Source organism: Elioraea tepida, assembly GCF_019203965.1.
GTDB lineage: Bacteria > Pseudomonadota > Alphaproteobacteria > Acetobacterales > Acetobacteraceae > Elioraea_A > Elioraea_A tepida.
Map to the genome: position 1 here is coordinate 2,164,382 of NZ_CP076448.1, position 24,762 is coordinate 2,189,143.

The window sequence follows — 24,762 nt, forward strand, 5'->3', positions numbered from 1 at the left end:
GATTCCTGTCCCATTTCCACATCGCGGAAAGCCGTCCTGGGCGGCTTGCAGGGCACATCGTTCTCTCCCATCTGCCGGCGACGGGCGTGCCGCGAGGGCCTGTCAGGACGTGATCACGGAATGGAGAGCGGGCGATGCCGAGGATGCCGGCGGTCGAGGCAGCGGTTCGGGTGCTTGAGAAGGAGGGGGTCACGGTCGCGTTCGGCGTGCCGGGAGCGGCGATCAACCCGCTCTATGCCGCGCTGCGGCGTCGCGGAACGATCCGCCACATCCTCGCGCGCCATGTCGAGGGCGCCTCGCACATGGCCGACGGCTATACCCGTGCCGCCCCGGGCAATATCGGCGTCTGCATCGGCACGTCCGGTCCTGCCGGAACCGACATGATCACCGGCCTCTACACCGCGCAGGCCGACAGCGTGCCGATCCTCTGCATCACGGGGCAGGCGCCGCGCGCGAAGCTGCACAAGGAGGACTTCCAGGCCGTCGACATCGAATCGATCGCCAAGCCCGTCACCAAGTGGGCGGTGACGGTGCGCGAACCGGGCCTCGTGCCGCGCGTGTTCCAGCAGGCCTTCCACGTGATGCGCTCCGGGCGCCCCGGCCCGGTCCTGATCGACCTTCCGCTCGACGTGCAGAACGCCGAGATCGAGTTCGACGACACGACCTATGCGCCGCTGCCCGTCTACAAGCCCGCGGCGACGCGCGCGCAGATAGAGCACGCGATGGGCATGCTCGTGACCGCCGAGCGGCCGCTGATCGTCGCGGGCGGAGGCATTATCAACGCCGATGCATCAGACCTGCTCGTGCGCTTCGCCGAGGTCACCGGCATCCCGGTGATCCCGACGCTGATGGGCTGGGGCTCGATCCCGGACGACCATCCGCTGATGGCCGGCATGGTGGGCTTGCAGACCTCGCACCGCTACGGCAACGCCACGTTCCTCAAGAGCGATTTCGTGCTCGGGATCGGCAACCGCTGGGCCAACCGCCACACCGGCTCGATCGAGGTGTACACCGAGGGGCGGCGGTTCATTCATGTCGATATCGAGCCGACGCAGATCGGCCGCGTGTTCAACCCTGATTTCGGCATCGTCTCGGATGCGGGGGCGGCGCTCGCGCTGTTCGTCGAGGTGGCGGAAGCGTGGAAGGCGGAGGGCAGGCTGCCCGACTGGAGCGACTGGGCGGCCGAGTGCCTGCACCGCAAGCGCACCATGCTGCGTCGGACGCATTTCGACCAGGTGCCGCTGAAGCCGCAGCGCGTCTACCAGGAGATGAACGAGGCGTTCTCGCGCGACACCTGCTACGTCACCACGATCGGGCTGTCGCAGATCGCAGGCGCGCAGTTCCTGCACGTCTACAAGCCGCGCAACTGGATCAACTGCGGCCAGGCCGGCCCGCTTGGGTGGACGCTTCCCGCCGCACTCGGCGTGCGCGCGGCCGACCCGCACCGCGAGATCGTCGCCCTGTCCGGCGACTACGATTTCCAGTTCCTGATCGAGGAGCTCGCCGTCGGGGCCCAGTACAAGCTGCCCTATCTCCACATTGTCGTGAACAACTCCTATCTCGGCCTGATCCGCCAGGCGCAGCGCGGCTTCCAGATGGATTTCGAGGTCAGCCTCGCCTTCGACAACATCAACATGCGCGACGAGGACGGCGTGGCCGGCTACGGTGTTGACCATGTGGCGGTGGCGGAGGGGCTCGGCTGCAAGGCGTTGCGCGTGAAGAGCCCGAACGAGTTCAAGGAGGCCTTCAAGAAGGCCCGCGCGCTGATGGACGAGCATCAGGTTCCCGTGGTGCTCGAGTTCATCCTCGAGCGTGTGACCAACATCGCGATGGGAACGGAACTCAACAACATCACCGAGTTCGAGGAGATCCTGACGCTCGAGCCTTCGGCCTCGCTCGACGACATGTCCGGCCCGAGGATGAACGACGCCACGGTGACGGCTGAGCCGGCGCCCGAGAAACAGCCCGCCTGACCGCCCGAATCAGTGTCGAGGAGTCCGCTGCCGAGCCCGTTCGAAACGAAGCCGCTCCGCCTCGAGATCGGCGGTGAGCGTCCGTCGAGCCGAGGGTCAACGTCGTCGGGTCGCGCCCGGTCGGAGCGGCGCTCAGGGGCGTGTCGCGAAACGCCGGCCGGGCACCCGCTCGGCTGACCCTCAGCGCCGGCCGAACAGGCGCTCGAGATCCGCCTTCGCGAGCCTGATCCAGGTGGGCCTGCCGTGGCTGCAGGTGCCGCTGCCGGGTGTCGTCTCGATCGCGCGGAGAAGGGCGTCCATCTCGGCGAGCGACAGCCTCCGCCCGGCGCGGATCGAGCCATGGCAGGCCATACGGGCGAGCACGGCGTCGAGCCGCGACGCGAGCGCCGTCGTCTCCCCCGCGTCGGCGAGCTCGTCGGCGATGTCGCGCACAAGCGGCGCTGGGTCCGCTCCCGCGAGCGGCACGGGAAGGCTTCGCACCAGCACCGCACCCTCCCCGAACGGCTCGACCGCGAGGCCGAGCGCGGCGAGGCCGTCGGCATGGGCGAGCACTCGCCGCACGGAGGCCGGATCGAGCTCGACCACGCCCGGAACAAGCAGCGCCTGCGCGGGCACGGGGCCCGAGGCGCGTGCCGCCTTAAGCGCCTCATGGGCGAGGCGCTCGGCGGCAGCGTGCTGGTCGACGAGGATCACCCCCCCGTCCGCCGTCTCGGCGACGATGTAGGTGGCAAGAAGCTGGGCCCGGGCGGCACCGAGCGGATGGGGTGGCGGCGGTGCGGGCTCGACCCTCGGCGCGGCGGGCGGTGCAACGAGTGGGAGCACCGGCGCCTCGGCGAGCCCTGGCCGCGCCGGCGCCGGCGCGGCGAAGCGAAGGGGAGCGGCCGGTGCGGGGGGTGCGTGCGTCGTCGCGATCGCGGATCGGATCGCTCCGATCACGAAGCCGCGCACCGCCTCGGCATCGCGGAACCGCACCTCCGTCTTGGCCGGATGGACGTTGACATCGACGAGTGGCGGGGGAAGGTCGAGCACCAGAGCTGCCATCGGGTGCCGGCCGCGTTCGATCAGCTCCGCGTAGGCGACGCGCAGGGCCGTGCGCAGGAGGCGGTCGGTCACCGGCCGCGCGTTCACCACGACGTGCTGCTCGGCAGCCGTCGCCCGTGTCAGGCTCGGCGGCCCGACGAGACCGGAGAGCCGAATCGGACCGCGCTCTGCTGAAAGCGGGATCGCATGTGCGGCGAAGTCCTGGCCGAGCAGCCGCGACGCGCGCGTGGCGAAATCGGCCGGTGCGAGGGAGAGCGCCTCTCGGCCGTCGACGCTCGCGTGGAACGCCACCCCGGGATGGGCAAGCGCGAGGCGTCGCAGAGCGGCGAGGCACGCCTCTGCCTCGGCGCGTGGCCCCTTCAGGAACTTCAGCCGTGCGGGAGCATTGAAGAACAGCTCGCGCACCGTCACGCGCGTGCCGGGGCTCGACGCGGCAGGGCGCACCTCTCCCTTCGCCCCGGCGATGACGGTGATCGCATGGCCCTCGGCCGCGCCGCGCGGACGCGACACGATCTCGAGCTTCGCGACGGCGCCGATCGAGGGGAGCGCCTCGCCGCGGAAGCCGAGCGTGACAATCTCAATCAGCCGCTCGTCGGCGAGCTTCGAGGTCGCGTGCCGCTCGACCGCAAGAGCGAGGTCCTCCGCCTCCATCCCTGCGCCGTCATCCTCGACCGTGATGCGAGAAAGTCCGCCTTCCTCGAGCGCCACCGCGATCCGGCTCGCCCCGGCATCGAGCGCGTTCTCGACGAGCTCCTTCACCACCGCGGCGGGGCGTTCGACCACCTCGCCGGCGGCGATCCGGTCGGCCACCGCCGGCGGCAGGAGCCGGACACGTTGCGGCCGACGCGGCGGGAGACCGACCATCACGCGCCCATCCGGCAGAGCGCCCGCACGAGCCCGCCTGTCGCCGGGTCGAGGGCGCCCGTCTCGCCCGTCTTGAGCGCAGGGAGTGTGCCGGCGGCAAGCGTCTTGCCGAGCTCCACCCCCCACTGGTCGAAGGCGTTGATTCCCCACAGAGCGGCCTGCGCCGCCACCTTGTGCTCGTACAGAGCGAGCAGGGCGCCGAGCGAGACGGGCTCGAGCCGCGGCAGGACGATGCCGATCGACGGCCGATCGCCGGGGAAGTGCCGGTGCGGCGAAAGACGCCGCGCCTCTGCCGCGTCCATGCCGGAGGCGAGCATCGCGCCTTCCTGCTCGGCGGCGGACCGGCCGAGAGCGAGCGCCGCCGCTTGGGCGAGGGCGTGGGCGAGCAAGATGCGGTGGTTCTCGGCGAGCGCATGGTCCGGCCGCGCAACGATGATGATGTCGGCCGGGATCACCTGGGTGCCCTGGTGCAGGAGCTGCATGAAGCTGTGCTGGGCGTTCGTTCCCGGCTCGCCGAACACCACCGGCGCAGTGGGGAAGGGGACAGGCTGCCCCGTGACGTCGACGCGCTTGCCGTTGCTCTCCATCTCGAGCTGCTGCAGCCAGGCGGGCAGGCGCGCGAGCCGCTGGTCATAGGGAAGGCAGGCATAGGCCGCGTGGCCGCGGAAGGTGGCGTGCCAGGTATGGGCGAGGGCCAGTAGGAGCGGCAGGTTCTCCGCAGCCGGCGCCGTGAGCATGTGCCGGTCCATCGCATGCGCCCCGGCGAGCAGCGAGGCGAAGGCCTCCCAGCCGCGGGCGAGCGCGATCGCAAGCCCGATCGGGCCCCAGAGGGAGAAGCGCCCGCCCACCCAGTCGCGGAAGCCGAAAGTCCGTTCCGGAAGCACACCGAACTCGGCGACCGCGCGCGCGTTCGAGGACAGCGCCACCACCTGCGCAGCGACCGCCCCCTCGCCGAGCGCCGAGACGAGCCAGGAGCGCACGACCTTGGCGTTCGCCATCGTCTCCTGGGTTGTGAAGGTCTTCGAGGCGACGAGCACGAGCGTGCGTGCCGGATCGAGGCTCGCGAGTACGGGGGCGAGCGCGTGGCCATCGACATTCGAGACGAAGCGCGCATCAAGCCGCGCCGGCAGGGCGGCGAGCGCCTCCGTCACCATCGCGGGGCCCAGGTCAGACCCGCCGATGCCGAGGTTGAGGACGGAGGCGAAGGGAGCCCCTGTGGCGCCGCGCGCGCGCCCCTCGTGCACCTCGGCGACGAACTGCCGCATCCGCCCGAGCTCGGCGTGGACGATCGCCGAGGCGTCTTCCCACCCGTTGCCGGTGTCGGCGCGGAACCCGGCGTCGCGCGGCGCCCGCAGCGCCATGTGCAGCGCGGCGCGTCGTTCCGTCGTGTTCACGATCTCGCCGCGCGCCATCGCCGCGAGCTTCTCGGTAACCCGCGCCGCCTCGGCCAGCGCAAGCAGGGCCTCGAGGGTTGTATCGTCGAGCGCGGTTCGGGAGAGATCGAGCAGGAGGCCTGCCCCGGTGCGCGAAAGCCTCGCGAACCGGTTCGGATCCTCGAGCAGGCGGCGCCGGATCGCGCCGGCGTCCGGCCGTGCGGCGAGGGCGGCGAGCCGTGCCCAGGGTTCGGTCGCAGTGAGCGGGTGCTGCATCAAGAGGATCCGGCGCAATGAGCGGGGATGGTTCCTGCCCGGGCCGCCCGGGTCAACGCCCGGGCGCGGTCAGTAGCTCAGCACGCGCGGTAGGGCCTTCGCGGCCGCGATGAACCGCGCGCACTGCGCCTCGCCGGGAACGCGCCGGACGAGGCGCTTTCGCTCGTTGACCGCGCGCAGCGCCGCGGCCAGATGGTCGGGCCGGCGGCGCTTGAGCTCGGCGACCGTGTCGACTCCCGCCGCCTCGAGGAGGTCGCTGATCTCCTCGGAGATGCCCTTGACGCGCATCAGGTCGGCCCGGTTGGCCCATTTCAGGATCAGCGTCTCGCTGATCCCGGTCCTCTCCGCCAGCGCGGCACGGCCCTTCGGCCGTGCCGCCGCCTCAAGCAGGTCGTCGGTCGTCGCGAGGCCGGCGTCGGCGAGCTTCGCGACGTAGACGGGCCCGATGCCCTCGATCCGTGACAGGCGGTAGGCCATCCGGCGTCGTTCCCAAATCGTTCGCCTGGGGATCTGACCATGAAACGGCGATCCGCTGGAACCGAAAACGCACCTCCCACCCGCTCCCGACCCGGGGGGGTGACAAGGGGGGACAGGGCGATGGCACGATCGCGCGAGCGGCGCGAGACGCAGCAGGTCTGGGAGGAAGGGATGATCCGAACCACCATCGCGCTGGCCACACTCGTCCTTGCCGCCGCACCGGCGGCAGTGCAGTGGCAGCCGACCAGCCCGGAATGCATCGCAGGCGCCGCCCCGGGCGGCGGGTTCGATCTCACCTGCAGGCTGACGGGGCGGATGCTGAACGAGCTCGGCATCGTCGCCGCGCCGATGCGCACCACCAACATGCCGGGGGGGATCGGTGCGGTCGCGATGAACCACATCCAGGCGCAGCGTCGGGCCGACCCGAACGTCGTCGTCGCGGTCTCGACCGGGTCCTGGCTCAACTTCGCCCAGGGCAAGTTTGGGCGCTGGACCGAGAACGACGTATGCTGGGTGGGGGCGATCGGCGCCGATTTCGGCGTCATCGTGGTGCGGAAGGACAGCCCGTTCCGCACGCTCGGCGATCTCGTCGCGGCGCTGAAGGCGAACCCCGCCTCGGTGCCGATGGGGGCGGGCGGGACCGTCGGCAGCCAGGACTGGATGAAGGCGGCGCTGATCGCGCGTGCCGCCGGGGTGAACCCGCGCGCGATGCGTTACGTCGCCTACGAGGGCGGCGGCCAGGCGATGGCCGCTCTGCTCGGCGGCCACATCCAGGTGTTCCCGGGCGATGCCTCCGAAGTGAAGGGGCAGCTCGCCGCCGGGGAGGTGCGCGTGCTCGCGACCCTCTCGCCGAACCGCCTGCCGGGTCCCTTCGCCGAGGTGCCGACCGCGAAGGAGCAGGGGGTCGATGTCGAATGGGCGATCGTGCGCGGGCTTTACATGCCGCCCGGTGCCCCGGAGGAGGCGTATCGGTTCTGGGTCGAGGCGCTCAGGAAGCTCACCGCCCACCCGGCCTGGGCGGCGGCGCGCGACGGCCAGGGCCTGTTCGCCTACGACAGCCTCGGTGCCGACTTCACGGCCCTGGCCAAGGAGCGCGTCGAGATGATGCGCGCTCTCTCGCGGGAGATGGGGCTGATCCAGTAGCGGCACGCCCGCCCGGGCCGGCGGGGGCGTGACGGTGCGTGGGCGCACCGACCGGGTGCTCGGCCTGGCGCTCGCTGCGCTCGGGCTTGCCGCGATCTGGGCCGCGCAGGGTCTCGAGGTCCGGTTCCTGGGCGACCCGGTCGGGCCGAAGCCCTTCCCGACGGTGGCGGGCTCGGTCCTGCTCGCCTGCGGGGTCCTCGTCGCCGTGCGGCCCGGCCCTCCGGTCGCCTGGCCATCGGCGCGGCGGCTCGGGGCGATCGCCGCCGCCGCAGCGGCGCTCGTCCTCTACGCGCTGCTGATGCGGCCCTTGGGCTTCGTTCTTGCGACTGCTCTCGCCGTCGCGCTCTCGGCGATGGTGTTCGGCGGTCGCCCGCTTGTCTCCGTCCTGTTCGGCCTCGGCGTCGGGGCGGCGCTGCACGCGCTGTTTGATCGTCTGCTCGAGATCCCGCTCCCCGGAGGCGTGCTCGGGGCCGTGGTCGGGCCGGTCGGGCTCTGATGGACGCGTTCGGGCTTCTCGCCGCCGGCTTCGCGACCGCTCTGACGCCGCTCAACCTCGGTCTCGCGGTTGCCGGCGCCTTCGTCGGCACGGTGGTGGGCGCCCTGCCGGGGATCGGCCCGGTGAACGCGATCGCCCTCCTGCTGCCGCTCGTCTACGCGCTCAAGCTTCCCGCGACCTCGGCGCTGATCCTGATGGCCGCCACGTATTCCGGCGGCGGCTATGGCGGTCGGATCGCGGCGATCCTCCTCAACGTGCCGGGCGACCCCTCGAGCGTGATGACCACACTCGACGGCCACCCGATGGCGCGTCGCGGCGAGGGGGCGCGCGCACTTGCCATCACCGCGATCGGCTCCTTCGTCGGCGGCACAGGCGCGGTGGTGCTGCTGACGCTCGCCGCGCCGACGATCGCGCGCGCGGGCCTCGCCTTCGGGCCGGCCGAGTATGTCGCCCTCGTCGCGCTCGCGCTTGCGGCCGCCGCCGGGATCGGCGGCGGGTCGGCGGCGAAGGCCCTGGCTGCCGGGGCGATCGGCCTCCTGCTTGCGACCGTCGGCACCGACAGCGGCACAGGGATCGAGCGCTTCACCTTCGGCGAGCTCGAGTTCCTCGACGGGATCGACTTCACCGTGGTGGTGATCGGCCTGTTCGCGGTCGCCGAAGTGCTCGAACTGATCGAACGCCGCGGCGACGCGGTCGAGGCGGTGCCGGAGGTCGGGCGGGGCGGCCTTGCTATCGCCGACATCGTGACGACCCTGCCGACGATGCTCCGAAGCGCGCTTGCGGGCTTCGTCGTCGGCGTGCTGCCGGGAGCGGGAGCCACGCTCGCGACCCCGCTCGCCTATGCAATCGAGCGTCGCCTCGCCGGGCCGAACGCCGGCTTCGGCAAGGGCGACATCCGCGGGGTCGCCGCGCCGGAGACGGCCGACAACGCCTCGCATGCAGGCTCGATGATCCCGATGCTGGCCCTCGGCATCCCCGGGTCGGCGACGACCGCGGTGATGATGGGGGCGCTGATGCTCTACGACATCACGCCCGGGCCGTTGCTGTTCCGTGACAATGCGCCGCTGGTCTGGGGGCTGATCGCCTCGATGTATCTCGCCAACGTCGTTCTGCTTGTGCTGAACCTGCCGCTGATCCGCCTGTTCGTGCGGATGCTCCTGGTCCCCCCTTGGGTGCTCTACCCGCTCGTGATCGCGCTCGCCTTCACCGGCGTGTGGGCGGTGAACAATTCGGTGCTCGACCTGCTGCTCGCCACCGGCTTCGGCGTCGCCGGCTGGGCGGCGCGCAAGGCGGGCGTTCCGCTCGTGCCGCTCCTGCTCGGGATGGTGCTCGGGCGGATGCTCGAGGACAATCTTCGCCGCGCCATGGCGCTCTCGGGCGGCGACCTCGCGATCCTGGTGGGGAGCCCGCTCGCGTCGGGGCTCTGGATCGCGTGCGTCGTCGTGCTGCTGTGGCCGGTGCTTGCCGGTGCGGTGCTCGGGCGCCGCGATCGGGCGGAGGTGTGAGCGGGCGCGATCACGGCGGCGCGGGCCGCGCAGCCGGGGAGAGATGCGCCCGACATCGGAACGATCCTAGCACGTCCCGAAAGGGCGATGTGTCACCGCAATCGCCTGGGGACTGGCGCTCAAGGGATGGTCGCGCGCGCGATTCCTCTCCGCCGTTCCTTCCGTGGACGGACAGACGGCGAGCCTCGTCGAAATGCCGAGCGGGCGGCCGCGCGGCCCGCCCTCAATGCCCGCGCAGGATCTGGCTCAGGAACAGCTTCAGGCGCTCCGACCGCGGGTTGCCGAAGAACTCGGTCGGCGGCGCAACCTCGATCACCTCGCCGCGGTCCATGAACACCACGCGGTCGGCCACCTGGCGGGCGAAGCCCATCTCGTGCGTGACCACGACCATCGTCATGCCGCTCTCGGCGAGCTCGACCATCACGTCGAGCACCTCCTTGATCATCTCCGGGTCGAGCGCCGAGGTCGGCTCGTCGAACAGCATGATCTTCGGTCGCATGCAGAGGGCGCGGGCGATCGCCACGCGCTGCTGCTGCCCGCCCGAGAGCTGGCCCGGATACTTGTGCGCCTGTTCGGGAATCTTCACCCGGGCGAGATAGGTCATCGCGAGCTCCTCGGCCTCCTTCTTCGGCATCTTGCGCACCCAGATCGGCGCAAGCGTGAGGTTCTCGAGGATGGTCAGATGCGGAAACAGGTTGAAGGACTGGAACACCATGCCGACCTCGCGGCGTATGGCGTCGATGTTGCGCAGGTCGTCGGTCAGTTCGATCCCGTCGACGACGATCCTTCCCTCCTGGTGCTGCTCGAGCCGGTTGATGCAGCGGATCATGGTGGACTTGCCGGAGCCCGAAGGGCCGCAGACGACGACGCGCTCGCGCTCCTTCACAGCGAGGCTTACGTCGCGCAGCACGTGCAGCGGGCCGAACCATTTGTTCACCCGATCGAGCTCGATCATCACCTTGGCGTTGACGAGCTCTGCGGCGTGATCGTTCGCCGGTGTCAGGGGCGCCGTCTGCTGCATGCCTCTCCTTCCTTTCGCGTCAGCGCCGGCGGTGGCGGTTGAACTCCTCCTCGAGACCGGCCGAGTAGCTCGACATCGCGAAGCAGAACACGAAGTAGATCGCCGCGACGGTGAGATAGGCCTCCGTCCCGAAGCCCTGCCAGGCAGGCTCGATGATCGAGGCCTTGGCGGTGTTGAGCAGGTCGAAGATGCCGATGATCAGCACGAGAGAGGTATCCTTGAACATGCCGATGAAGGTGTTGACCAGGGGGGGGATCACCATCCGAAGCGCCTGGGGGAGGATGATCAGCCCGGTCTTCTGCCAATAGGTGAGGCCGAGCGCCTCCGCCGCCTCGTACTGCCCGCGCGGCAGGGCCTGCAGCCCGCCGCGCACCACTTCGGCGAGATAGGCCGCCGCGAACAGGATGATCGCAATCTGGGCGCGCAGGAGCTTGTCGATGTTCATCCCCTCCGGCAGGAAGAGCGGGAACATCACGGACGCCATGAACAGGAGGCTGATCAGCGGCACGCCGCGAATGAGCTCGATGTAGACGACGCAGAGCGCCTTGACCGCCGGCAGGTTGTTCGCCCGACGCCCGAGTGCGACGAGGATGGAGAGCGGGAAGGCGAAGGCGATGCCGAAGGTCGAAAGGATCAGGGTGATGATCAGCCCGCCCCAGCGCTCCTGCGGCACATAGGGCAGGCCGAACACCCCGCCCCACATCAGGGTGCCGATCACGGCAAGCGCAGCGAGCCAGATCAGGAGGAGCTCGCGCCGCCAGAACCGGCGCATCGCCGACACGACGTAGAGGCCGATGAAGATCGCGACACAGATCGCCGGCCGCCACTGCTGGTCGAACGGGTAGAGGCCGAACAGGATGAACCGATACTTCTCGGCGATCAGCGCCCAGCACGCGCCCGCCCCCTGCAACGCCCGGCAGGCGGAGGTGTCGACGTTCTGCCCCGTTCCCGGAACCGACCACACGGCGTTCAGGACGGCCCACTCGAAGAAGGCGAAGGTCCAGCGGATCACGAGATAGGCGAGCACGAGCGTGACCGCCGTCGACGCCCAGGAACGGAACAGGTTCGCGCGAAGCCAGCCGATCGGCCCCGTGCTCAGGCGTGGTGCTGCGCGCTCTCGGGAGGGGGGAAGGCTCGCACCGGCTGGGATCGCCGCTGCCTCTGCCGGAGGCGGGGTCATCGCCTAGCGCTCCTTCAACGCGATCTTCGCGTTGTACCAGTTCATGAAGGCCGAGATGGACAGGCTGATCGTGAGGTAGACGATCATGATGATGGCGATCCCCTCGATCGCCTGGCCGGTCTGGTTGATCGTCGTGTTCGCGACCGAGACGATGTCCTGGTAGCCGATCGCGACCGCAAGCGAACTGTTCTTCGTGATGTTGAGATACTGGCTCGTCAGCGGCGGCACGATCACGCGCAGCGCCTGCGGCAGGATCACGAGTCGGAGCTGGTCGCTGCGCTTGAGGCCGAGCGCCCCGGCCGCCTCCCACTGCCCGTGGTGGATCGCCTGGATGCCGGCGCGGACGATCTCGGCGACGAAGGCCGCCGTGTAGAGCACAAGGCCCAAGAGGAGAGCCGCGAACTCCGGGCTGATGGTCGCCCCACCCTGAAAGTTGAAGCCCCGAAGCACCGGCATGTCGAGCGTGAAGGGCGCCCCCATCGCCGCCCAGACGGCGAGCGGAAGGCCGACGATCAGCGCAAGCGCGAACGGCCAGAGCGGCGTGCGCTGGCCGGTCGCGTTCTGGCGCGCCCGGAGGGCACGCGACACCGCCCAGGTCCCGACGAGCCCGCCTGCAAGGGCGAGCAGGGCGGCGGAGTGGGCAGGCTCCCACACGAGCCAGGGGAACTTGATTCCGCGGTTTGACAGGAAAACGCCCTCGAGGGGCTTCAGCGCCTGGCGCGGCCCAGGCAGGCCTTGCATCAGCCCGTACCAGAACAGGAGCTGCAGGAGAAGCGGCAGGTCGCGCAGCACCTCGACATAGACGGCGGCGAGCTTCGCGACCAGCCAGTTCCGCGACAGCCGCGCAATGCCGATGATCGTGCCGAGGAGGGTCGCGAGCACCGCGCCGATGACGGCCACACGCAGCGTGTTGAGCACGCCCACGAGCAGGGCGCGGGCATAGGTGTCCGCCGGGGAATAGGGGATCAGGTGCTCGCCGATCGGCAGCCCCGCCTCGCGCTCGAGGAAGCCGAAGCCGGTGGCGATCCGCCGCACCTCGAGGTTGCGCATCGTGTTGACGGCGAGCCACCAGACGGCGAGGCCGACGACGCCGAGGATCACCACCTGCCAGAAGATGTTGCGTACCCTCGGGTCGCGCCACGAAAGGGAGAAGCGGCGCGCAGGCGGCCTGCGGGTGTAGCGCGGATCTGCGGTCGCTGCCTGGTTCGGCATCGCGTCTCGCGTGTCTCCGGAAACGCGGTCCGGGGGAGGCACAGAGGCCTCCCCTCTCGTGTCTTCTGCCGGTCAGCGGATCGGCGGCGCGTACATCAGCCCGCCCTTGGTCCACAGCGCGTTGATGCCGCGGGGAACGCCAATCGGGGTGATGTTGCGCTCCCAGATCTCCTCGAAATTCCCGACCTGCTTGATGATGTTGTAGGCCCAGCGGTTGTCGACGCCGAGCATCTGCCCGAGCCCGCCGGTCACGCCGAGCAGGCGCTGGATCTCGGGGTTCTGGCTCTGGAGCATCTGGTCGACATTGGCCGAGGTGACGCCGAGCTCCTCGGCGGCGATCTGCGCGAAGAAGGTCCAGCGCACGAGGTCGAACCACTTCTGGTCGCCCTTGCGCACGACGGGCCCGAGCGGCTCCTTGGAGATGATCTCGGGCAGCATCACGTACTGCTCCGCGTTCGGCCCCTGGGTGGCGCGGAACGAGGCGAGCGAGGAGCTGTCGCTGGTGTAGACGTCGCAGCGGCCGGAGATGAAGGCGTTGCGGATCTCCTCGACATTCTCGATCACCACCGCCCGAAACGACATCCGGTTGGTGCGGAAATAGTCGGCGAGGTTGAGCTCCGTCGTGGTGCCGGGCTGCACGCACACGGTCGCGCCGTCGAGCTGCTTGGCCGAGGTGACGCCGAGCGAGCGCTTCACCATGAAGGCCTGGCCGTCATAGAAGTTGATGCCGGCGAACTGGAAGCCGAGGCTCGCCTCGCGGGCGAGCGTCCAGGTCGTGGTGCGAACGAGCAGGTCCACCTCGCCCGACTGGAGCGCGGGGAAACGGCTCTGGCTCGTCGTGCCGATGTAACGGACCTTCGAGGCGTCGCCGAACATGGCGGCGGCGACGGCACGGCAGCCATCGACGTCGAGCCCGCGCCACACGCCCTGGCTGTCGGGGTTCGAGAACCCGGCCACGCCCGTGGAGACGCCGCAATTCAGAACCCCGCGCGCCTTCACGGCGTCGAACGTTGGTGCCTGCTGCGCGGCCGCGAACCCGGCCGTGCCAAGTGTGAACGCTGCCGCAATGATGCCGGCGTGCATGCTGTGTCGCATCGACCCCTCCGTCCCAGACCTCAGAACTCCCTTGAGCCGAGCGGGGCGTGCCGCTTCGCACAGGTCCCCGTTCGCGACCCGCGCTGCCGTGGCGGTGCCTCCTTGACCGCACTCCGGCAGATCGCCCAGGCACTGTGGGGCAGCGGCAGGCCCCGTTCAACAGGATTGATGGACGGAAGAGACGGCAAAACGGGCCGCTGCGGCCAAGGACGCGGCCCGTCTGCACAGTTGCGCGGCAGACTGCACACGAGCGCGGCGCGCGGATGCCGCGCTCGGGCGGGTGGCGTCCGCGCATACGCCGCTCAGCGCATCGGCGGCGCGTACATCTGCCCGCCTTTGGTCCAGAGCTCGTTCTGGCCGCGCGGGATGCCGATCGGGGTGACGTTCCGGGCGTAGCTCTCGCCGTAGTTCCCGACCTGCTTGACGATGTTGTAAGCCCAGCGGTTGTCGACGCCGAGCATCTGGCCCAACCCTCCAGCGGCGCCCACGAAGCGCTGGATCGCCGGGTTCTGGCTGTTGAGGTGCTGGTCGATGTTGGCCGAGGTCAGGCCGAGCTCCTCGGCCTCGACCATCGCGAAATGGACCCAGCGCACGAGGTCGGCCCAGCGGCTGTCACCGTGCCGGACCACCGGCCCGAGCGGCTCCTTCGAGATCACCTCCGGCAGGATCACGTACTCCTCCGCACGCGGCCCTTGGGTCGAGCGCACCGCGGCGAGGCCGGAGACGTCGGTGGTGAACGCATCGCAGCGGCCGGAGAAGAAGGCCTGGTTCACCTCCTCGAGCCGCTCGATCACCACCGGCGTGAAACGGAGATTGTTGGCGCGGAACCAGTCGGCGAGGTTGAGCTCGGTGGTGGTGCCCGGCTGGACGCAGATCGTTGCGCCGTCGAGTTCCTTCGCGCTCTTGAGGCCGAGGCTGCGCTTCACCATGAAGCCCTGGCCATCATAGAAGTTGATGCCGACGAAGTTGAAACCGAGCGAGGTGTCGCGCGAGAGCGTCCAGGTGGTGTTGCGTGCGAGCAAGTCCACCTCGCCCGACTGCAGGGCGGTGAAGCGCTGCTGCGCCGTGGTCGGCACGAAGCGGACCTTCGAGGCGTCGCCGAACATGGCGGCGGCGACGGCGCGGCAGAGATCGACGTCGAGGCCGCGCCACACGCCCTGGCTGTCGGGCGCGGCGAAGCCGGCAAGGCCCGTGTTGACGCCGCAGACGATCTGGCCGCGAGCCTTGATCACGTCGAAGGTGTTTGCCTGAGGAGCCTGGGCCGAGGCGGTTCCGGCGAGGCCGAGGCAGAGCGCCGCGGCGAGGGCCGTCGCCCCGAGCCGTTTGGATAGGTCACGGTGCATGGCGATTCTCCCGTGCGGTTCGAGTTCTTGCCGTGGTGGCGCGCGGTGCGGGCCTGTCCCGCGCCTCCGCACCGGTTGTGCCAAGCCAACGGCCCGGCTGCAACCCAAGGTTCGTCTGGGCCTCAGCGTGGCCGTGCCGCGAGCGCGGCGGCGGCGGCGCGGGCGCAGGCCGTGAACGTGCCGAGGTCGCGCCAGGGGTCGGCCGAAGGGGCGGAGACGCGCAGGAAGGTGCCGCCCGCCCCGGCGATGCCGCCCTCGATCATCAGATTGTCGGAGAGGCCGAAATCCTCGATGTCGAGCCCGTCCGGATCGGCGAGCACGCGGGCGGCGTAGTCGCGCGGGTCGCAGGTATAGGCGAACAGGGCGAGGCCGAGCCCGCGCGCGAGCCCGACCTCGTAGACCGTTCCGACATCGGCTGACACACCGCGGAACGGGGAGAGGTTGGCGATCACCGCCACGCAGGACCGGATCAGCGCCTCGTTGCCGGCGGCGATGGCGAAGGCCCGGGCGCGGGCTGTCGCGGCCGGGGGCGGCGGGGTATCGATCAAGGGCGCCACCGGCTCGAGCCCGAGCGGCAGGCAGATTCGTTTCTTGGCGGCGAGCACTTCGAGCGCGTCGGGCAGGAACACTTCAGGCCCCGCGAGATAGACACGCGGGCGGAGACGGGGTCCTGAGCCGGCGTCGAGCAGGGTCCCTCCCGATTGGCTCAGTGCAGCGCGCCGCTGCGCGCAAGGCCCTTGTGGCGGATCACCAGCGTCACGCCGTCGGCCGCCGGCTCGAGCGCCTTCTCGCCGCTTCGGGGAAGCGGGATCCCGGCAAGCCGGCACCAGCCGATCAGAACCGCCGTCAGCTCCTCGGCGTCCATCGTGCAGTCGCGCCACTGCCCGCCCGAACGGCGCCAGCGCGCCACCACCACGGCCTCCTCCGGCAGGTCCTCTTCGCCCTCCGCCATGCGCACGTGCTCGAGTTCGGCATCCGGCATCTCAAGGCGGATCAGGTCGGCGATGCAGAGCCGGACTGCTTCGGCGATCATGTCGGTGCCGAAGTCGATGCGTCGGTATTCGCGGATCTTGGCCATGGGGGAAACTCCTTGCCCTCCACCCTGCGTCAAGGATCCGTTAACCATCAACCCACCAGCGGTTGCGCTCGCCGCATTCAGAACCGAACCGAACGCGCCCAGCACCCGCCCCGCCGCGACCCCTGCCGCCGGCCGCTAGCGTCGGCGCAGAAGGAACAAGCCCTGTTCGGCGAACAGGTTGGCGAGCCGGCGGTTGCGACGCCAGGGCGTGCGCTTGCCCTGGTCGTCCACCCCGAGCCAGCGCTCGACCACGTAGCCGTCCATCGCGCAGAGGTCGAAGAAGTCGCTGATCGTACAGAGGTGGATGTTGGGCGTGTCGTACCAGGGGCGGTCGAGCGCGGGCGTGCGCGGCATCCGCCCCGTGGTGACGAGCGCAAGCCGCACCCGCCAGTGCCCGAAATTCGGGAAGGAGACGATCGCGCGGCGGCCGATCCTGAGCATCTGCGCCAGAACCTCGCGTGGCCGTTCCGTGGCCTGCAGCGTGCGGGAGAGGATGACGTAGTCGAAGGCGGCGTCAGGATAGAAGGCGAGGTCGGTGTCGGCGTCAGCGTGGATGACGGCGAGCCCCTGGGCCACGGCGGCGGCGACCTCGCGCATGTCGATCTCGATCCCACGCCCGTCGACCCCGCGCTCGTGCACGAGGATGTCGAGCAGCGCGCCATCGCCGCAGCCGATGTCGAGCACGCGCGAGCGCGGCTCGACCATCTCGGCGATCAGCCTGAGGTCGAGCCGGTCGGACAGCGGCCGTCCGCTGCGGAGGTTCGGCTCGCCGTCAGCCACGGGACCAGCGCTCCGCAGCGCCCTTGAGGAACCCCGAGACGGTGCGGAACAGGTCGGGCTCGTCGAGCAGGAAGGCGTCGTGGCCCTTGTCGGAGGTGATCTCGACGAAGCTCACATTCGCCGCCGCGGCGTTCAGCGCGCGCACGATCTCGCGGCTCATCGCGGTCGGGAACAGCCAGTCGGAGGAGAAGGAGATCACGCAGAACCGCACCGGGGTGGCACGGAAGGCCTCGCCGAGAGACCCGCCATGCTCGGCCGCGAGGTCGAAGAAGTCCATCGCCCGGGTGATGGTCAGATACGAGTTCGCATCGAAGCGCTGGACGAAGGTGCTGCCCTGGTGCTGGAGATAGCTCTCGACCTCGAACAGGTCGTTGTCGAAAGTGAGCATCGGGCCGGTGCGAAGCCGCCGCCCGAACTTCCGCGCGAGCGCCTGTTCGGAGAGATAGGTGATGTGCGCGGTCATCCGCGCGACCGCGAGCCCGCGCGCGGGGATGGTCCCGTGGCGCCAGTACTCGCCGCCGTGGAAGTTCGGGTCGGCGTGGATCGCCTGACGGCCGATCTCGTGGAAGGCGATGTTCTGCGCGCTGTGCCAGGCGGCGGTCGCGATCGGGATCGCCGAGAACACCCGGCCCGGGAAGAGGGCGGCCCACTCGAGCACCTGCATCCCGCCCATTGAGCCGCCGATCACCGAGAAGAGCTTCGGGATGCCGAGCCGCTCGATCAGCATCGCCTGGGCGCGGACCATGTCGCGTATGGTGACGGGTGGGAAGGCCGTGCCCCAGGGGCGCCCCTGCGGACGGCCCTCGGCATCGGTCATCTCAGAGGGCGGGCCGGAGGAGCCCATGCAGCCGCCGAGCACATTGGCGCAGATGACGAAGAAGCGGTTGGTGTCGATCGGCCTGCCGGGGCCGACCATGATCTCCCACCAGCCGGGCTTGCCGGTGACCGGGTGCCGCTCGGCGACATACTGGTCGCCGGTGAGCGCATGGCAGATCAGGATGGCGTTGGAGCGGCTCTCGTTCAGCCTGCCGTAGGTGCGGTAGGCGACTTTGAGCGGGCGCAGGAGCGTGCCGCAGTCGAGCCTGAGGCCTTCGGCGAAGGTCTCGGTCTGGTGGGCGACGGCGTCCCCGAGCGCCGGCGCAGGCGCGGCCCTCTGCATGCGGCATCAGTAGAAGCAAGCCCCGGTCGAGGCAACAGCGGGGGGCGACGGGTGCCCTTGCAACCTGCGGAGCTTGCTTTATGCCTTCGCCGCCATGCCGCCCGAGGCCCCGACCGACACGCCAGAGAGGAACGCCTCAGGCGACGCCGCCGCGCCCGCCGACCCGGCGGCACGGCTTGCCGCGCTCCGCGCCGAGATCGACCGGCTCGACGATCTTCTGCACGACACGCTGATGCTGCGTGCGGCGATCGTCGGTGAACTCGCTGCCTCCGGCCTCAAGCGCGGGCCGCCCTACCGGCCGGCGCGCGAGGCGCAGATCCTGCGGCGCCTGCTCGCCCGGCATCGCGGCCGGCTCCCGAAGCCGGCGGTGGTCGGGATGTGGCGGGAGATGCTCGCCGCGACCGTTGCGATGCAGGGGCCCTTTGCGGTCGCGGTCTGGAACCCCGAGCCCGGTGCGGGAGCGGTCGCTCTGGCGCGGGAGCAGTTCGGCACCGTCACCCCGATCCGCTGGATGCGCAGCACCGCGCAGGTGCTGCACGCGGTGGCCGAAGGCGAGGCGCAGGCGGGGGTGCTCCCGCTTCCCGCCGACGACCCGTACGCCGAGGGCGCCCATGACCCGTGGTGGCTCGCGCTGATGCGCGGGGAGCGGCCGGCGCTGTCGGTGGTCGCGCGGCTCCCCTTCGTCACCCTGCGCGCCGAGGGGGCGTCGCGCGCCGCCGCCCTCGTGGTGGCGCCGATCGTGCCGGAGCCCTCGGGCGACGACCGGAGCCTCGTCGCCTTCCACGCCGACGAGGGAGCGAGCCGGGCGCGGATCGCCGACCGGCTCTCCGCCGCCGGCCTCGGCCTGCGCGGGCTCGTGCTGCATCGGCCCGAACGCGGGCCGGTCGCGTGCCTTGCCGAGGTGGACGGGCTCGTCGAGGCCGATGACCGGCGTCTTGCCGCTCTCGTCGAGGGGGGCGCGGCGATCGCGGCGCCGGTGGTGATCGGCGCTTGGCCGGTGCCGCCGCCGGAGAGCGCCTTCCTTCCCAGCCCGGAGTGACCCGCATGCCTCCTGTTCCCCGCCCCGGCATCCTCGAGATCGCGGCCTATGTCGGCGGTGAGGCCAAGCTCGGCGGGCACAACCGCGTCATCAAGCTCTCCTCGAACGAGGGGGCGCTGGGGCCGAGCCCGCTGGCTGTCGCCGCCTACGAGGCGGAGAAGGGGGAGATCCACCGCTACCCCGACGGCGGCGCGGCCGAGCTCCGCGCCGCGATCGGAGCCGCGTGGGGGCTCGACCCGGAGCGGATCGTCTGCGGCGCCGGGTCGGATGATCTCCTCTGCCTGCTCGCCCAGGCCTATGGCGGCCCCGGCACGGAGACGATCGTCACCGAGCATGCCTTCGCCATGCATCCGATCTACGCCCGCTACGCCGGCTCGACGGTGGTGACGGCGGCGGAGCGGGGGTTGACCGCGGATGTCGACGCGATGCTCGCCTGCGTCAGCCCGCGCACGACGCTCGTCCTGCTCGCCAACCCGAACAACCCGACCGGCACGATGCTTCCGTGGGAGGAAGTGAGGCGTCTACGCCGTGGCCTGCCCGAGCATGTGCTGCTCGTGCTCGATGCGGCCTATGCCGAGTATCTCGACGACCCGCGCTGCAGCGCCGCGATCGAGCTCGTCGACGAGGCGGGCGCGAACACGGTGATGACGCGCACCTTCTCCAAGATCTACGGCCTCGGGGGCTTGCGCCTCGGCTGGGCCTATGCTCCGGCGGCGATCGTCGATGTGCTCAACCGCATCCGGTCGCCCTTCAACGCCTCGCGCCCGGCCCAGGCGGCGGCGATCGCCGCCCTTGCCGACGTGCGGCACGTCGAGGCCTCGCGCGCGCACAACGCCCGCTGGCGCCGCTGGCTTGTCGAGGCGCTCGCCGCGCACGGCATCCCGGTGCATGGCACGGAGGGCAATTTCGTGCTCGCCGATTTCGCCGCCGCCGGGCGTGACGCTGCGGCCGCGGATGCCGCGCTCCGCGCGCGTGGGATCATCGTCCGGCCGATGGGCGGCTATGGCCTGCCAGGCTGCCTGCGGATCACCATCGGCACCGGGGAGGAGATGGCGGCGGTGGCCGAGGCCGTCGCCGCCTTCATGTCCGGAACGGCCGGGGAGCGGGCACGTGCCTGACGCGCCGTTCCGGCGGCTCGCCCTGATCGGGATCGGGCTGATCGGCTCCTCGCTCGCGCGTGCGGCGAAGGAGAAGGGCGGCATCGCCGACGAGGTGGTGGCAACCGCGCGGTCCGCCGCCACGCGCGACACCGTCCGCCGCCTCGGCATCGTCGACCGGGTGGAGGACACCGCGGCGGCGGCGGTCGCGGGTGCCGATTGCGTGATGCTCTGCGCCCCGGTCGGCGCCTTCGCCGACATTGCCGCCGCGATCGCCCCGCATCTTGCGCGCGACGCGGTGCTGACCGATGTCGGCTCGACCAAAGGCAGCGTGATCCGCGATGTCGGCCCCTACGTGCCGGACCATGCGCACTTCGTTCCCGGGCACCCAATTGCAGGAACGGAACATTCCGGGCCGGAAGCGGGGTTCGCGACCCTGTTCGAGGGGCGCTACGCCATCCTCACCCCGCCGCCCGGGACGGACGAGGCGGCGGTCGCGAAGGTCGCGACGCTGTGGCGCAACGCAGGCTCGATGGTCGAGATCATGGAGCCTCAGCACCACGACAAGGTGTTCGCGATCGTCTCGCACCTGCCGCACCTGATCGCCTTCACCATCTGCGGCACGGCAGACGACCTCGAGGAGGAGAGCCGCCAGGCGGTGCTGCGCTTCGCCGCCTCGGGCTTCCGCGACTTCACGCGGATCGCGGCCTCCGACCCGGAGATGTGGCGCGACGTGTTTCTCAACAACCGCGAGGCGCTGCTCGAGATGGCGCAGCGCTTCACCGAGGACATGACGGCGATGGCGCGCGCGGTGCGCTGGGGCGACGCCTCCTATATCGAGGACAAGATCGCCCGCGGCCGGCGCATCCGGCGTCGCCTGATCGAGCTCAGGCAGGCCTGAGGTCGCCCCAGATAACCGAGCGACGGTAAGGCCGCTTCTGCGCGAGCAAGCCGGGTTGCCGAGCGCCGCCGGGCGCAGGACGCGAGGAAGACGATCGAGGCGACCTCGTCAGCTTGGCTGCGCGGGCTCCGGGTAGGGCGCCTCGGCAATCGCGCGGATCAGCCGCACCATCCCGGGCGCGTCCCATTCCGCCTCGCCCACGAGACGCATCGCCTCGCGCCCGTCGCGCGTGACGACGAGCGTGGTCGGCAGCCCGCGCGCGCCAAGCGTGCGTGCGGCCGCGCCGCGGGGATCAAGCCAGATGCCGAGCTGCTTCACCCCCGTCTGCTCGTAGAAGCGGGCGACCACCGGCGCACCGCCACGGTCCTGCGAGAGCGCGAGCACGCGCACGCCGATGCCGGCCAGCATCGCCTGCAGCCGATCGAGCCTCGGCATCTCGGCGACGCAGGGCGGGCACCAGGTGGCCCAGAGATTGATCACGAGCACCTGGCCGCGGAAATCGGCCACGCCATGGGCGCGCCCCGCGGCATCGGTGAACACGAACTCGGGAAGCGGCCGCGGCGGCTCGAACAGCTCCGGCACGCCAGGGCGCGCCGCCCTTCCTTGCCCCGACAAGGTGGACATGGCAGAGGTCACCGCACCGGCGAGCAGCGCCCTGCGCCCCGCCACCATCGCCGTTCCGGACCGCGCCATGCCAGACACCTCCACCGCCACCCCGCAGGATCCCGCACCCTCCGGCCGCGACGCGAATGCCCTGTGGGGCGGACGCTTCGCCGGCGGCCCGGCCGCGATCATGCAGGAGATCAACGCCTCGATCGGGTTCGATCAAAGGATGTGGCGCCAGGACATCGCCGGGTCCAGGGCGCACGCGGCCATGCTCGCCGCCTGCGGCATCATCTCCGAGGCCGATTTCGCCGCCATCTCGCGCGGACTTGATCAGGTCGCGGCCGAGCTCGAAGAGGGGCGCTTCGTCTTCGACCCCGCCCAGGAGGACATCCACATGGCGGTGGAGGCGCGGCTGACCGAGCTCGTCGGCGATGCCGGGCGGCGCCTGCATACGGCGAGAAGCCGAAACGACCAGGTGGCGCTCGACCTCCGGCTCTGGGTGCGGGATGCGATCGATGCGCTCGACCGGCAGATCGCCGATCTGATGCGCGCCCTGCTCGAGCAGGCCGAGCGTCACCATGCCCTGCCGATGCCGGGCTTCACCCACCTCCAGATCGGCCAGCCGGTCACCTTCGGCCACCACATGCTCGCCTATCTCGAGATGCTCGCGCGCGACCGCGGCCGCTTCGCCGATTGCCGCGCGCGGCTCAACGAGTGCCCGCTCGGTGCGGCCGCTCTCGCCGGCACATCCTTCCCCGTGGACCGGCACATGACGGCGCGTGCGTTGGGCTTCGACCGGCCGATGGCGAACAGCCTCGACGCCGTCTCGGCGCGGGATTTCGCGCTCGAGTTCCTCGCCGCCTGCTCGACCTGCGCGATGCACCTCTCGAGGCTTGCCGAGGAGATCGTGATCTGGATGTCCGCGCCCTGGCGGTTCATCCGCCTCTCGGACGCCTTCACCACCGGCTCTTCGATCATGCCGCAGAAGCGCAACCCCGATGCGGCTGAGCTCGTGCGCGCCAAGACCGGGCGGATCACTGGCGCCTTCGTCGCGCTGACGATGGTGATGAAGGGCCTGCCGCTCGCCTACGGCAAGGACATGCAGGAGGACAAGGAGAAGGTGTTCGATGCGGCCGACAGCCTCGCGCTCTCGCTTGCCGCGACTGCCGGAATGGTCCGCGACATGGTGCCGGAGCCCGAGAACCTCCGCCGCTGGGCCGGGGCGGGCTTCGCCACCGCGACCGACCTCGCCGACTGGCTCGTCCGCACGCTGAACCTACCGTTCCGCACCGCCCACCACGTGACCGGGCGGCTGGTCGCGATGGCCGAGGCGAAGGGGTGTGATCTCTTGGAGCTGACGCTTGCGGAGATGCAGTCGGTCGAGCCGCGCATCACCGAGGCCGTGTTCGGCGTGCTGACGGTCGAGCAGTCGATCGCCTCGCGCACTTGTTACGGCGGCACCGCTCCGGCCAACGTGGCTGCGCAGGCGGCGGAATGGCGCCGGAGGCTCGGGGCATGAGCGGGCGGCGCTCCGTTGTTGCGGTTGCCCTCGCCGCCCTTTCCCTGGCAGCCTGCGGCAAGCGGGGTGACCCCGTCCCGCCAGGGCCGGACGCGGCCGTCACCTACCCGCGCACCTATCCGCGCGAGGAGGGCGAGCCTCCGCTCGCACCACCGCCCGGGTCGGTGTTCCCGCAATCGAGCAGGGGGGTGAGGGGAGGGCCATGAGGACGCGATTTGAGGAGAGGACCCGCAGCGGGTCGGAGGACCGTGGCGCACCCGGGTTCCGTTCGCTGCTCGCCGCCCGCCCGCATCTCGCTCTGACAGCGGTCGGGCTCGCGGTCGAGGCGGTGCCGCTCGCACGCGTCGCCGTCAGCCACGGCACGCCGACCTGGGTCTATTCGGCTGCCGCCATCCACACGCGCTATCGCGCGATGTCCGTCGCTCTCGCCGAAACGGGGCTCGACGCGCGGATCCACTACGCGCTCAAAGCCAACGACTCGCTTGCGGTGGTCACACAGCTCGCGCGCCAGGGCGCAGGCGCGGACGTGGTGAGTGACGGCGAGCGGCGGATCGCCCGCCAGGCCGGGATCGCGCCGCGCGACATCGTCTTCAGCGGGGTGGGCAAAACGGAGGCGGAGCTCCGCGCCGCGCTGGCCGACGGTGTCGGGCAGATCAATGTCGAGAGCGCGGAGGAGCTCGCGATGCTCTCGGCGATCGCGCGCGGGATGGGGGTGACGGCGAAGGTCGCGCTGCGCATCAACCCCGACGTCGATGCCGGCACCCACGCCAAGATCACCACCGGACTTGCCGAGAACAAGTTCGGCATCCCGTCCACCGATGCGCTCGCCCTCTACAGCCATGCCGCGGCGCTTCCGGGGATCGTTCCGGTCGGGCTTGCGATGCATATCGGCAGCCAGATCACCTCGCTCGCCCCATTCCGCTCGGCCTACAGCTTGCTTGCCGCGCTCGCGCGCGAGGTCCGGTCCGCCGGGCTGCCGATCGCGCTTCTCGACATCGGCGGCGGCCTCGGGATCCCCTATGCCGGCGAGGAGGTGCCGTCGGCGTCGGCCTATGCGGCCATGGTGAAGGAGACGCTCGGCGCGCTCGGGCTGAGGCTCGTGGTCGAACCGGGCCGTTGGATCGTCGGGCCGGCCGGTGTGCTGCTCGCGCGCGTGGTGCTGCAGAAGCAAGGGGAGCATCGGCGCTTCGTGATCCTCGATGCGGCGATGAACGACCTGATCCGTCCTTCCCTTTACGATGCGTGGCATGGCATCCTTCCGGTGACGCCGGCGCGGTGGCGCGCGCCGCTCTCCCCGGCCGATGTGGTCGGGCCGGTGTGCGAGACGGGCGACACCTTCGCCTCGGCCCGCCCGCTGCCTGATCTTGGCCCCGGCGAGCTCGTCGCCATTCTCGATGCCGGCGCGTATGGAGCGGTGATGAGCAGCACCTACAATGCGCGGCCGCTCGCTGCGGCCGTGATGGTGAGCGGCACGGCGGATGCGGTGATCCGCCCGAGGCAGAGCTTCGAGGCGATGCGCGCGGGCGAAGTCCTGCCCCCCTGGCTCGGCCCGCTCCTGCCGCCGCCCGAGCGGTAAGCAGGCCG

The 24,762-nt window shown here is 70.7% G+C and carries 23 protein-coding genes; 10 read left to right on the forward strand and 13 right to left on the reverse strand.

Going from position 1 to position 24,762, the window contains the following annotated elements; translation table 11 throughout:
* Positions 1-134: 134 nt before the first annotated feature.
* Positions 135-1,973: a glyoxylate carboligase gene (gcl, locus tag KO353_RS10300; protein WP_218284598.1), complete on the forward strand. Its 1,839-nt coding sequence runs from the start codon at positions 135-137 to the stop codon at positions 1,971-1,973.
* A gap of 180 nt (positions 1,974-2,153) precedes the next feature.
* Here gcl and mutL read toward each other — a convergent pair whose 3' ends face one another.
* The 3 genes from mutL to KO353_RS10315 form a co-directional block, all read right to left on the reverse strand.
* A complete protein-coding gene (gene mutL, locus KO353_RS10305) occupies positions 2,154-3,878 on the reverse strand; it encodes a DNA mismatch repair endonuclease MutL (RefSeq protein WP_218284599.1) in 1,725 nt (574 codons plus the stop codon).
* Positions 3,878-5,527: a glucose-6-phosphate isomerase gene (gene pgi, locus KO353_RS10310; protein WP_218284600.1), complete on the reverse strand. Its 1,650-nt coding sequence runs from the start codon at positions 5,525-5,527 to the stop codon at positions 3,878-3,880. Before pgi ends, mutL begins: the two co-directional genes overlap by 1 nt.
* Before the next feature lie 69 nt (positions 5,528-5,596).
* Complete coding sequence (locus tag KO353_RS10315; protein WP_218284602.1) at positions 5,597-6,004, reverse strand: DUF4332 domain-containing protein; 408 nt, start codon at positions 6,002-6,004, stop codon at positions 5,597-5,599.
* 120 nt (positions 6,005-6,124) lie between these two features.
* Between KO353_RS10315 and KO353_RS10320 the strand changes: the two genes are divergently transcribed.
* From KO353_RS10320 to KO353_RS10330, 3 genes are read left to right on the forward strand one after another with little or no spacing between them, the layout of a single operon-like run.
* Positions 6,125-7,147, forward strand: a complete 1,023-nt coding sequence (locus KO353_RS10320; protein ID WP_218284603.1) for a Bug family tripartite tricarboxylate transporter substrate binding protein — start codon at positions 6,125-6,127, stop codon at positions 7,145-7,147.
* A 34-nt stretch (positions 7,148-7,181) separates the two neighbouring features.
* Positions 7,182-7,643, forward strand: a complete 462-nt coding sequence (locus KO353_RS10325; protein WP_218284604.1) for a tripartite tricarboxylate transporter TctB family protein — start codon at positions 7,182-7,184, stop codon at positions 7,641-7,643.
* Positions 7,643-9,148, forward strand: coding sequence for a tripartite tricarboxylate transporter permease (locus KO353_RS10330; RefSeq protein WP_218284605.1), 1,506 nt, complete (start codon positions 7,643-7,645; stop codon positions 9,146-9,148). The genes KO353_RS10325 and KO353_RS10330 overlap by 1 nt, the downstream gene beginning before the upstream one ends.
* A gap of 223 nt (positions 9,149-9,371) precedes the next feature.
* Here KO353_RS10330 and KO353_RS10335 read toward each other — a convergent pair whose 3' ends face one another.
* From KO353_RS10335 to metX, 9 genes are all read right to left on the reverse strand, one after another.
* Positions 9,372-10,169, reverse strand: a complete 798-nt coding sequence (locus tag KO353_RS10335; protein WP_456236910.1) for an amino acid ABC transporter ATP-binding protein — start codon at positions 10,167-10,169, stop codon at positions 9,372-9,374.
* Between the two features lie 19 nt (positions 10,170-10,188).
* The gene (locus tag KO353_RS10340) at positions 10,189-11,349 is read right to left on the reverse strand and encodes an amino acid ABC transporter permease (RefSeq protein ID WP_218284606.1); all 1,161 of its coding nucleotides are present in this window, start codon (positions 11,347-11,349) and stop codon (positions 10,189-10,191) included.
* A 3-nt stretch (positions 11,350-11,352) separates the two neighbouring features.
* Positions 11,353-12,561, reverse strand: a complete 1,209-nt coding sequence (locus KO353_RS10345; protein ID WP_218284607.1) for an amino acid ABC transporter permease — start codon at positions 12,559-12,561, stop codon at positions 11,353-11,355.
* 72 nt (positions 12,562-12,633) lie between these two features.
* Entirely contained in the window at positions 12,634-13,656 is a 1,023-nt protein-coding gene (locus KO353_RS10350; RefSeq protein ID WP_218284608.1) for an amino acid ABC transporter substrate-binding protein, read from the reverse strand.
* Positions 13,657-13,958: 302 nt separating this feature from the next.
* Positions 13,959-14,999, reverse strand: coding sequence for an amino acid ABC transporter substrate-binding protein (locus KO353_RS10355; RefSeq protein WP_218284609.1), 1,041 nt, complete (start codon positions 14,997-14,999; stop codon positions 13,959-13,961).
* A gap of 122 nt (positions 15,000-15,121) precedes the next feature.
* Complete coding sequence (locus KO353_RS10360; RefSeq protein ID WP_268906236.1) at positions 15,122-15,709, reverse strand: nucleoside 2-deoxyribosyltransferase; 588 nt, start codon at positions 15,707-15,709, stop codon at positions 15,122-15,124.
* A complete protein-coding gene (locus KO353_RS10365; protein ID WP_218284611.1) occupies positions 15,706-16,077 on the reverse strand; it encodes a hypothetical protein in 372 nt (123 codons plus the stop codon). The genes KO353_RS10360 and KO353_RS10365 overlap by 4 nt, the downstream gene beginning before the upstream one ends.
* A gap of 135 nt (positions 16,078-16,212) precedes the next feature.
* Positions 16,213-16,857 (reverse strand): methionine biosynthesis protein MetW, encoded by a 645-nt coding sequence (gene metW, locus KO353_RS10370; RefSeq protein WP_268906174.1) that lies wholly within the window; start codon positions 16,855-16,857, stop codon positions 16,213-16,215.
* Positions 16,850-18,016: a homoserine O-acetyltransferase MetX gene (gene metX / locus KO353_RS10375; RefSeq protein ID WP_218284612.1), complete on the reverse strand. Its 1,167-nt coding sequence runs from the start codon at positions 18,014-18,016 to the stop codon at positions 16,850-16,852. Before metX ends, metW begins: the two co-directional genes overlap by 8 nt.
* 94 nt (positions 18,017-18,110) lie before the next feature.
* On the opposite strand from metX, the gene KO353_RS10380 reads away from it, so the two are divergent.
* Genes KO353_RS10380 through KO353_RS10390 form a run of 3 tightly spaced genes read left to right on the forward strand, consistent with a single transcriptional unit; the run spans position 18,111 to position 21,053 of the window.
* Entirely contained in the window at positions 18,111-19,055 is a 945-nt protein-coding gene (locus KO353_RS10380) for a chorismate mutase (protein ID WP_218284614.1), read from the forward strand.
* A gap of 5 nt (positions 19,056-19,060) precedes the next feature.
* Complete coding sequence (gene hisC / locus KO353_RS10385; protein WP_407928191.1) at positions 19,061-20,173, forward strand: histidinol-phosphate transaminase; 1,113 nt, start codon at positions 19,061-19,063, stop codon at positions 20,171-20,173.
* Positions 20,166-21,053, forward strand: a complete 888-nt coding sequence (locus KO353_RS10390; protein ID WP_218284617.1) for a prephenate/arogenate dehydrogenase family protein — start codon at positions 20,166-20,168, stop codon at positions 21,051-21,053. The genes hisC and KO353_RS10390 overlap by 8 nt, the downstream gene beginning before the upstream one ends.
* A gap of 108 nt (positions 21,054-21,161) precedes the next feature.
* Here the strand turns inward: KO353_RS10390 and KO353_RS10395 are convergent, their stop codons facing one another.
* The gene (locus KO353_RS10395; protein ID WP_235691797.1) at positions 21,162-21,746 is read right to left on the reverse strand and encodes a TlpA family protein disulfide reductase; all 585 of its coding nucleotides are present in this window, start codon (positions 21,744-21,746) and stop codon (positions 21,162-21,164) included.
* On the opposite strand from KO353_RS10395, the gene argH reads away from it, so the two are divergent.
* From argH to lysA, 3 genes are read left to right on the forward strand one after another with little or no spacing between them, the layout of a single operon-like run.
* The gene (gene argH / locus KO353_RS10400; RefSeq protein WP_218284618.1) at positions 21,745-23,178 is read left to right on the forward strand and encodes an argininosuccinate lyase; all 1,434 of its coding nucleotides are present in this window, start codon (positions 21,745-21,747) and stop codon (positions 23,176-23,178) included. The two genes, KO353_RS10395 and argH, sit on opposite strands and share 2 nt — an antisense overlap.
* A complete protein-coding gene (gene lptM / locus KO353_RS17075; RefSeq protein ID WP_218287451.1) occupies positions 23,175-23,384 on the forward strand; it encodes an LPS translocon maturation chaperone LptM in 210 nt (69 codons plus the stop codon). Before argH ends, lptM begins: the two co-directional genes overlap by 4 nt.
* Positions 23,381-24,754: a diaminopimelate decarboxylase gene (lysA, locus tag KO353_RS10410; RefSeq protein ID WP_218284619.1), complete on the forward strand. Its 1,374-nt coding sequence runs from the start codon at positions 23,381-23,383 to the stop codon at positions 24,752-24,754. The genes lptM and lysA overlap by 4 nt, the downstream gene beginning before the upstream one ends.
* Positions 24,755-24,762 lie beyond the last annotated feature (8 nt).

Excerpts from the sequence above, each read along its gene's own strand:
- gcl (WP_218284598.1), top strand. The coding sequence starts at position 135 with ATGCCGAGGATGCCGGCGGTCGAGGCAGCGGTTCGGGTGCTTGAGAAG.
- mutL (WP_218284599.1), bottom strand. The coding sequence starts at position 3,878 with ATGGTCGGTCTCCCGCCGCGTCGGCCGCAACGTGTCCGGCTCCTGCCG.
- pgi (WP_218284600.1), bottom strand. The coding sequence starts at position 5,527 with ATGCAGCACCCGCTCACTGCGACCGAACCCTGGGCACGGCTCGCCGCC.
- KO353_RS10315 (WP_218284602.1), bottom strand. The coding sequence starts at position 6,004 with ATGGCCTACCGCCTGTCACGGATCGAGGGCATCGGGCCCGTCTACGTC.
- KO353_RS10320 (WP_218284603.1), top strand. The coding sequence starts at position 6,125 with ATGGCACGATCGCGCGAGCGGCGCGAGACGCAGCAGGTCTGGGAGGAA.
- KO353_RS10330 (WP_218284605.1), top strand. The coding sequence starts at position 7,643 with ATGGACGCGTTCGGGCTTCTCGCCGCCGGCTTCGCGACCGCTCTGACG.
- KO353_RS10335 (WP_456236910.1), bottom strand. The coding sequence starts at position 10,169 with ATGCAGCAGACGGCGCCCCTGACACCGGCGAACGATCACGCCGCAGAG.
- KO353_RS10340 (WP_218284606.1), bottom strand. The coding sequence starts at position 11,349 with ATGACCCCGCCTCCGGCAGAGGCAGCGGCGATCCCAGCCGGTGCGAGC.
- KO353_RS10345 (WP_218284607.1), bottom strand. The coding sequence starts at position 12,561 with ATGCCGAACCAGGCAGCGACCGCAGATCCGCGCTACACCCGCAGGCCG.
- KO353_RS10350 (WP_218284608.1), bottom strand. The coding sequence starts at position 13,656 with ATGCGACACAGCATGCACGCCGGCATCATTGCGGCAGCGTTCACACTT.
- KO353_RS10355 (WP_218284609.1), bottom strand. The coding sequence starts at position 14,999 with ATGCACCGTGACCTATCCAAACGGCTCGGGGCGACGGCCCTCGCCGCG.
- KO353_RS10365 (WP_218284611.1), bottom strand. The coding sequence starts at position 16,077 with ATGGCCAAGATCCGCGAATACCGACGCATCGACTTCGGCACCGACATG.
- metX (WP_218284612.1), bottom strand. The coding sequence starts at position 18,016 with ATGCAGAGGGCCGCGCCTGCGCCGGCGCTCGGGGACGCCGTCGCCCAC.
- KO353_RS10380 (WP_218284614.1), top strand. The coding sequence starts at position 18,111 with ATGCCGCCCGAGGCCCCGACCGACACGCCAGAGAGGAACGCCTCAGGC.
- hisC (WP_407928191.1), top strand. The coding sequence starts at position 19,061 with ATGCCTCCTGTTCCCCGCCCCGGCATCCTCGAGATCGCGGCCTATGTC.
- argH (WP_218284618.1), top strand. The coding sequence starts at position 21,745 with ATGCCAGACACCTCCACCGCCACCCCGCAGGATCCCGCACCCTCCGGC.
- KO353_RS10395 (WP_235691797.1), bottom strand. The coding sequence starts at position 21,746 with ATGGCGCGGTCCGGAACGGCGATGGTGGCGGGGCGCAGGGCGCTGCTC.
- lptM (WP_218287451.1), top strand. The coding sequence starts at position 23,175 with ATGAGCGGGCGGCGCTCCGTTGTTGCGGTTGCCCTCGCCGCCCTTTCC.
- lysA (WP_218284619.1), top strand. The coding sequence starts at position 23,381 with ATGAGGACGCGATTTGAGGAGAGGACCCGCAGCGGGTCGGAGGACCGT.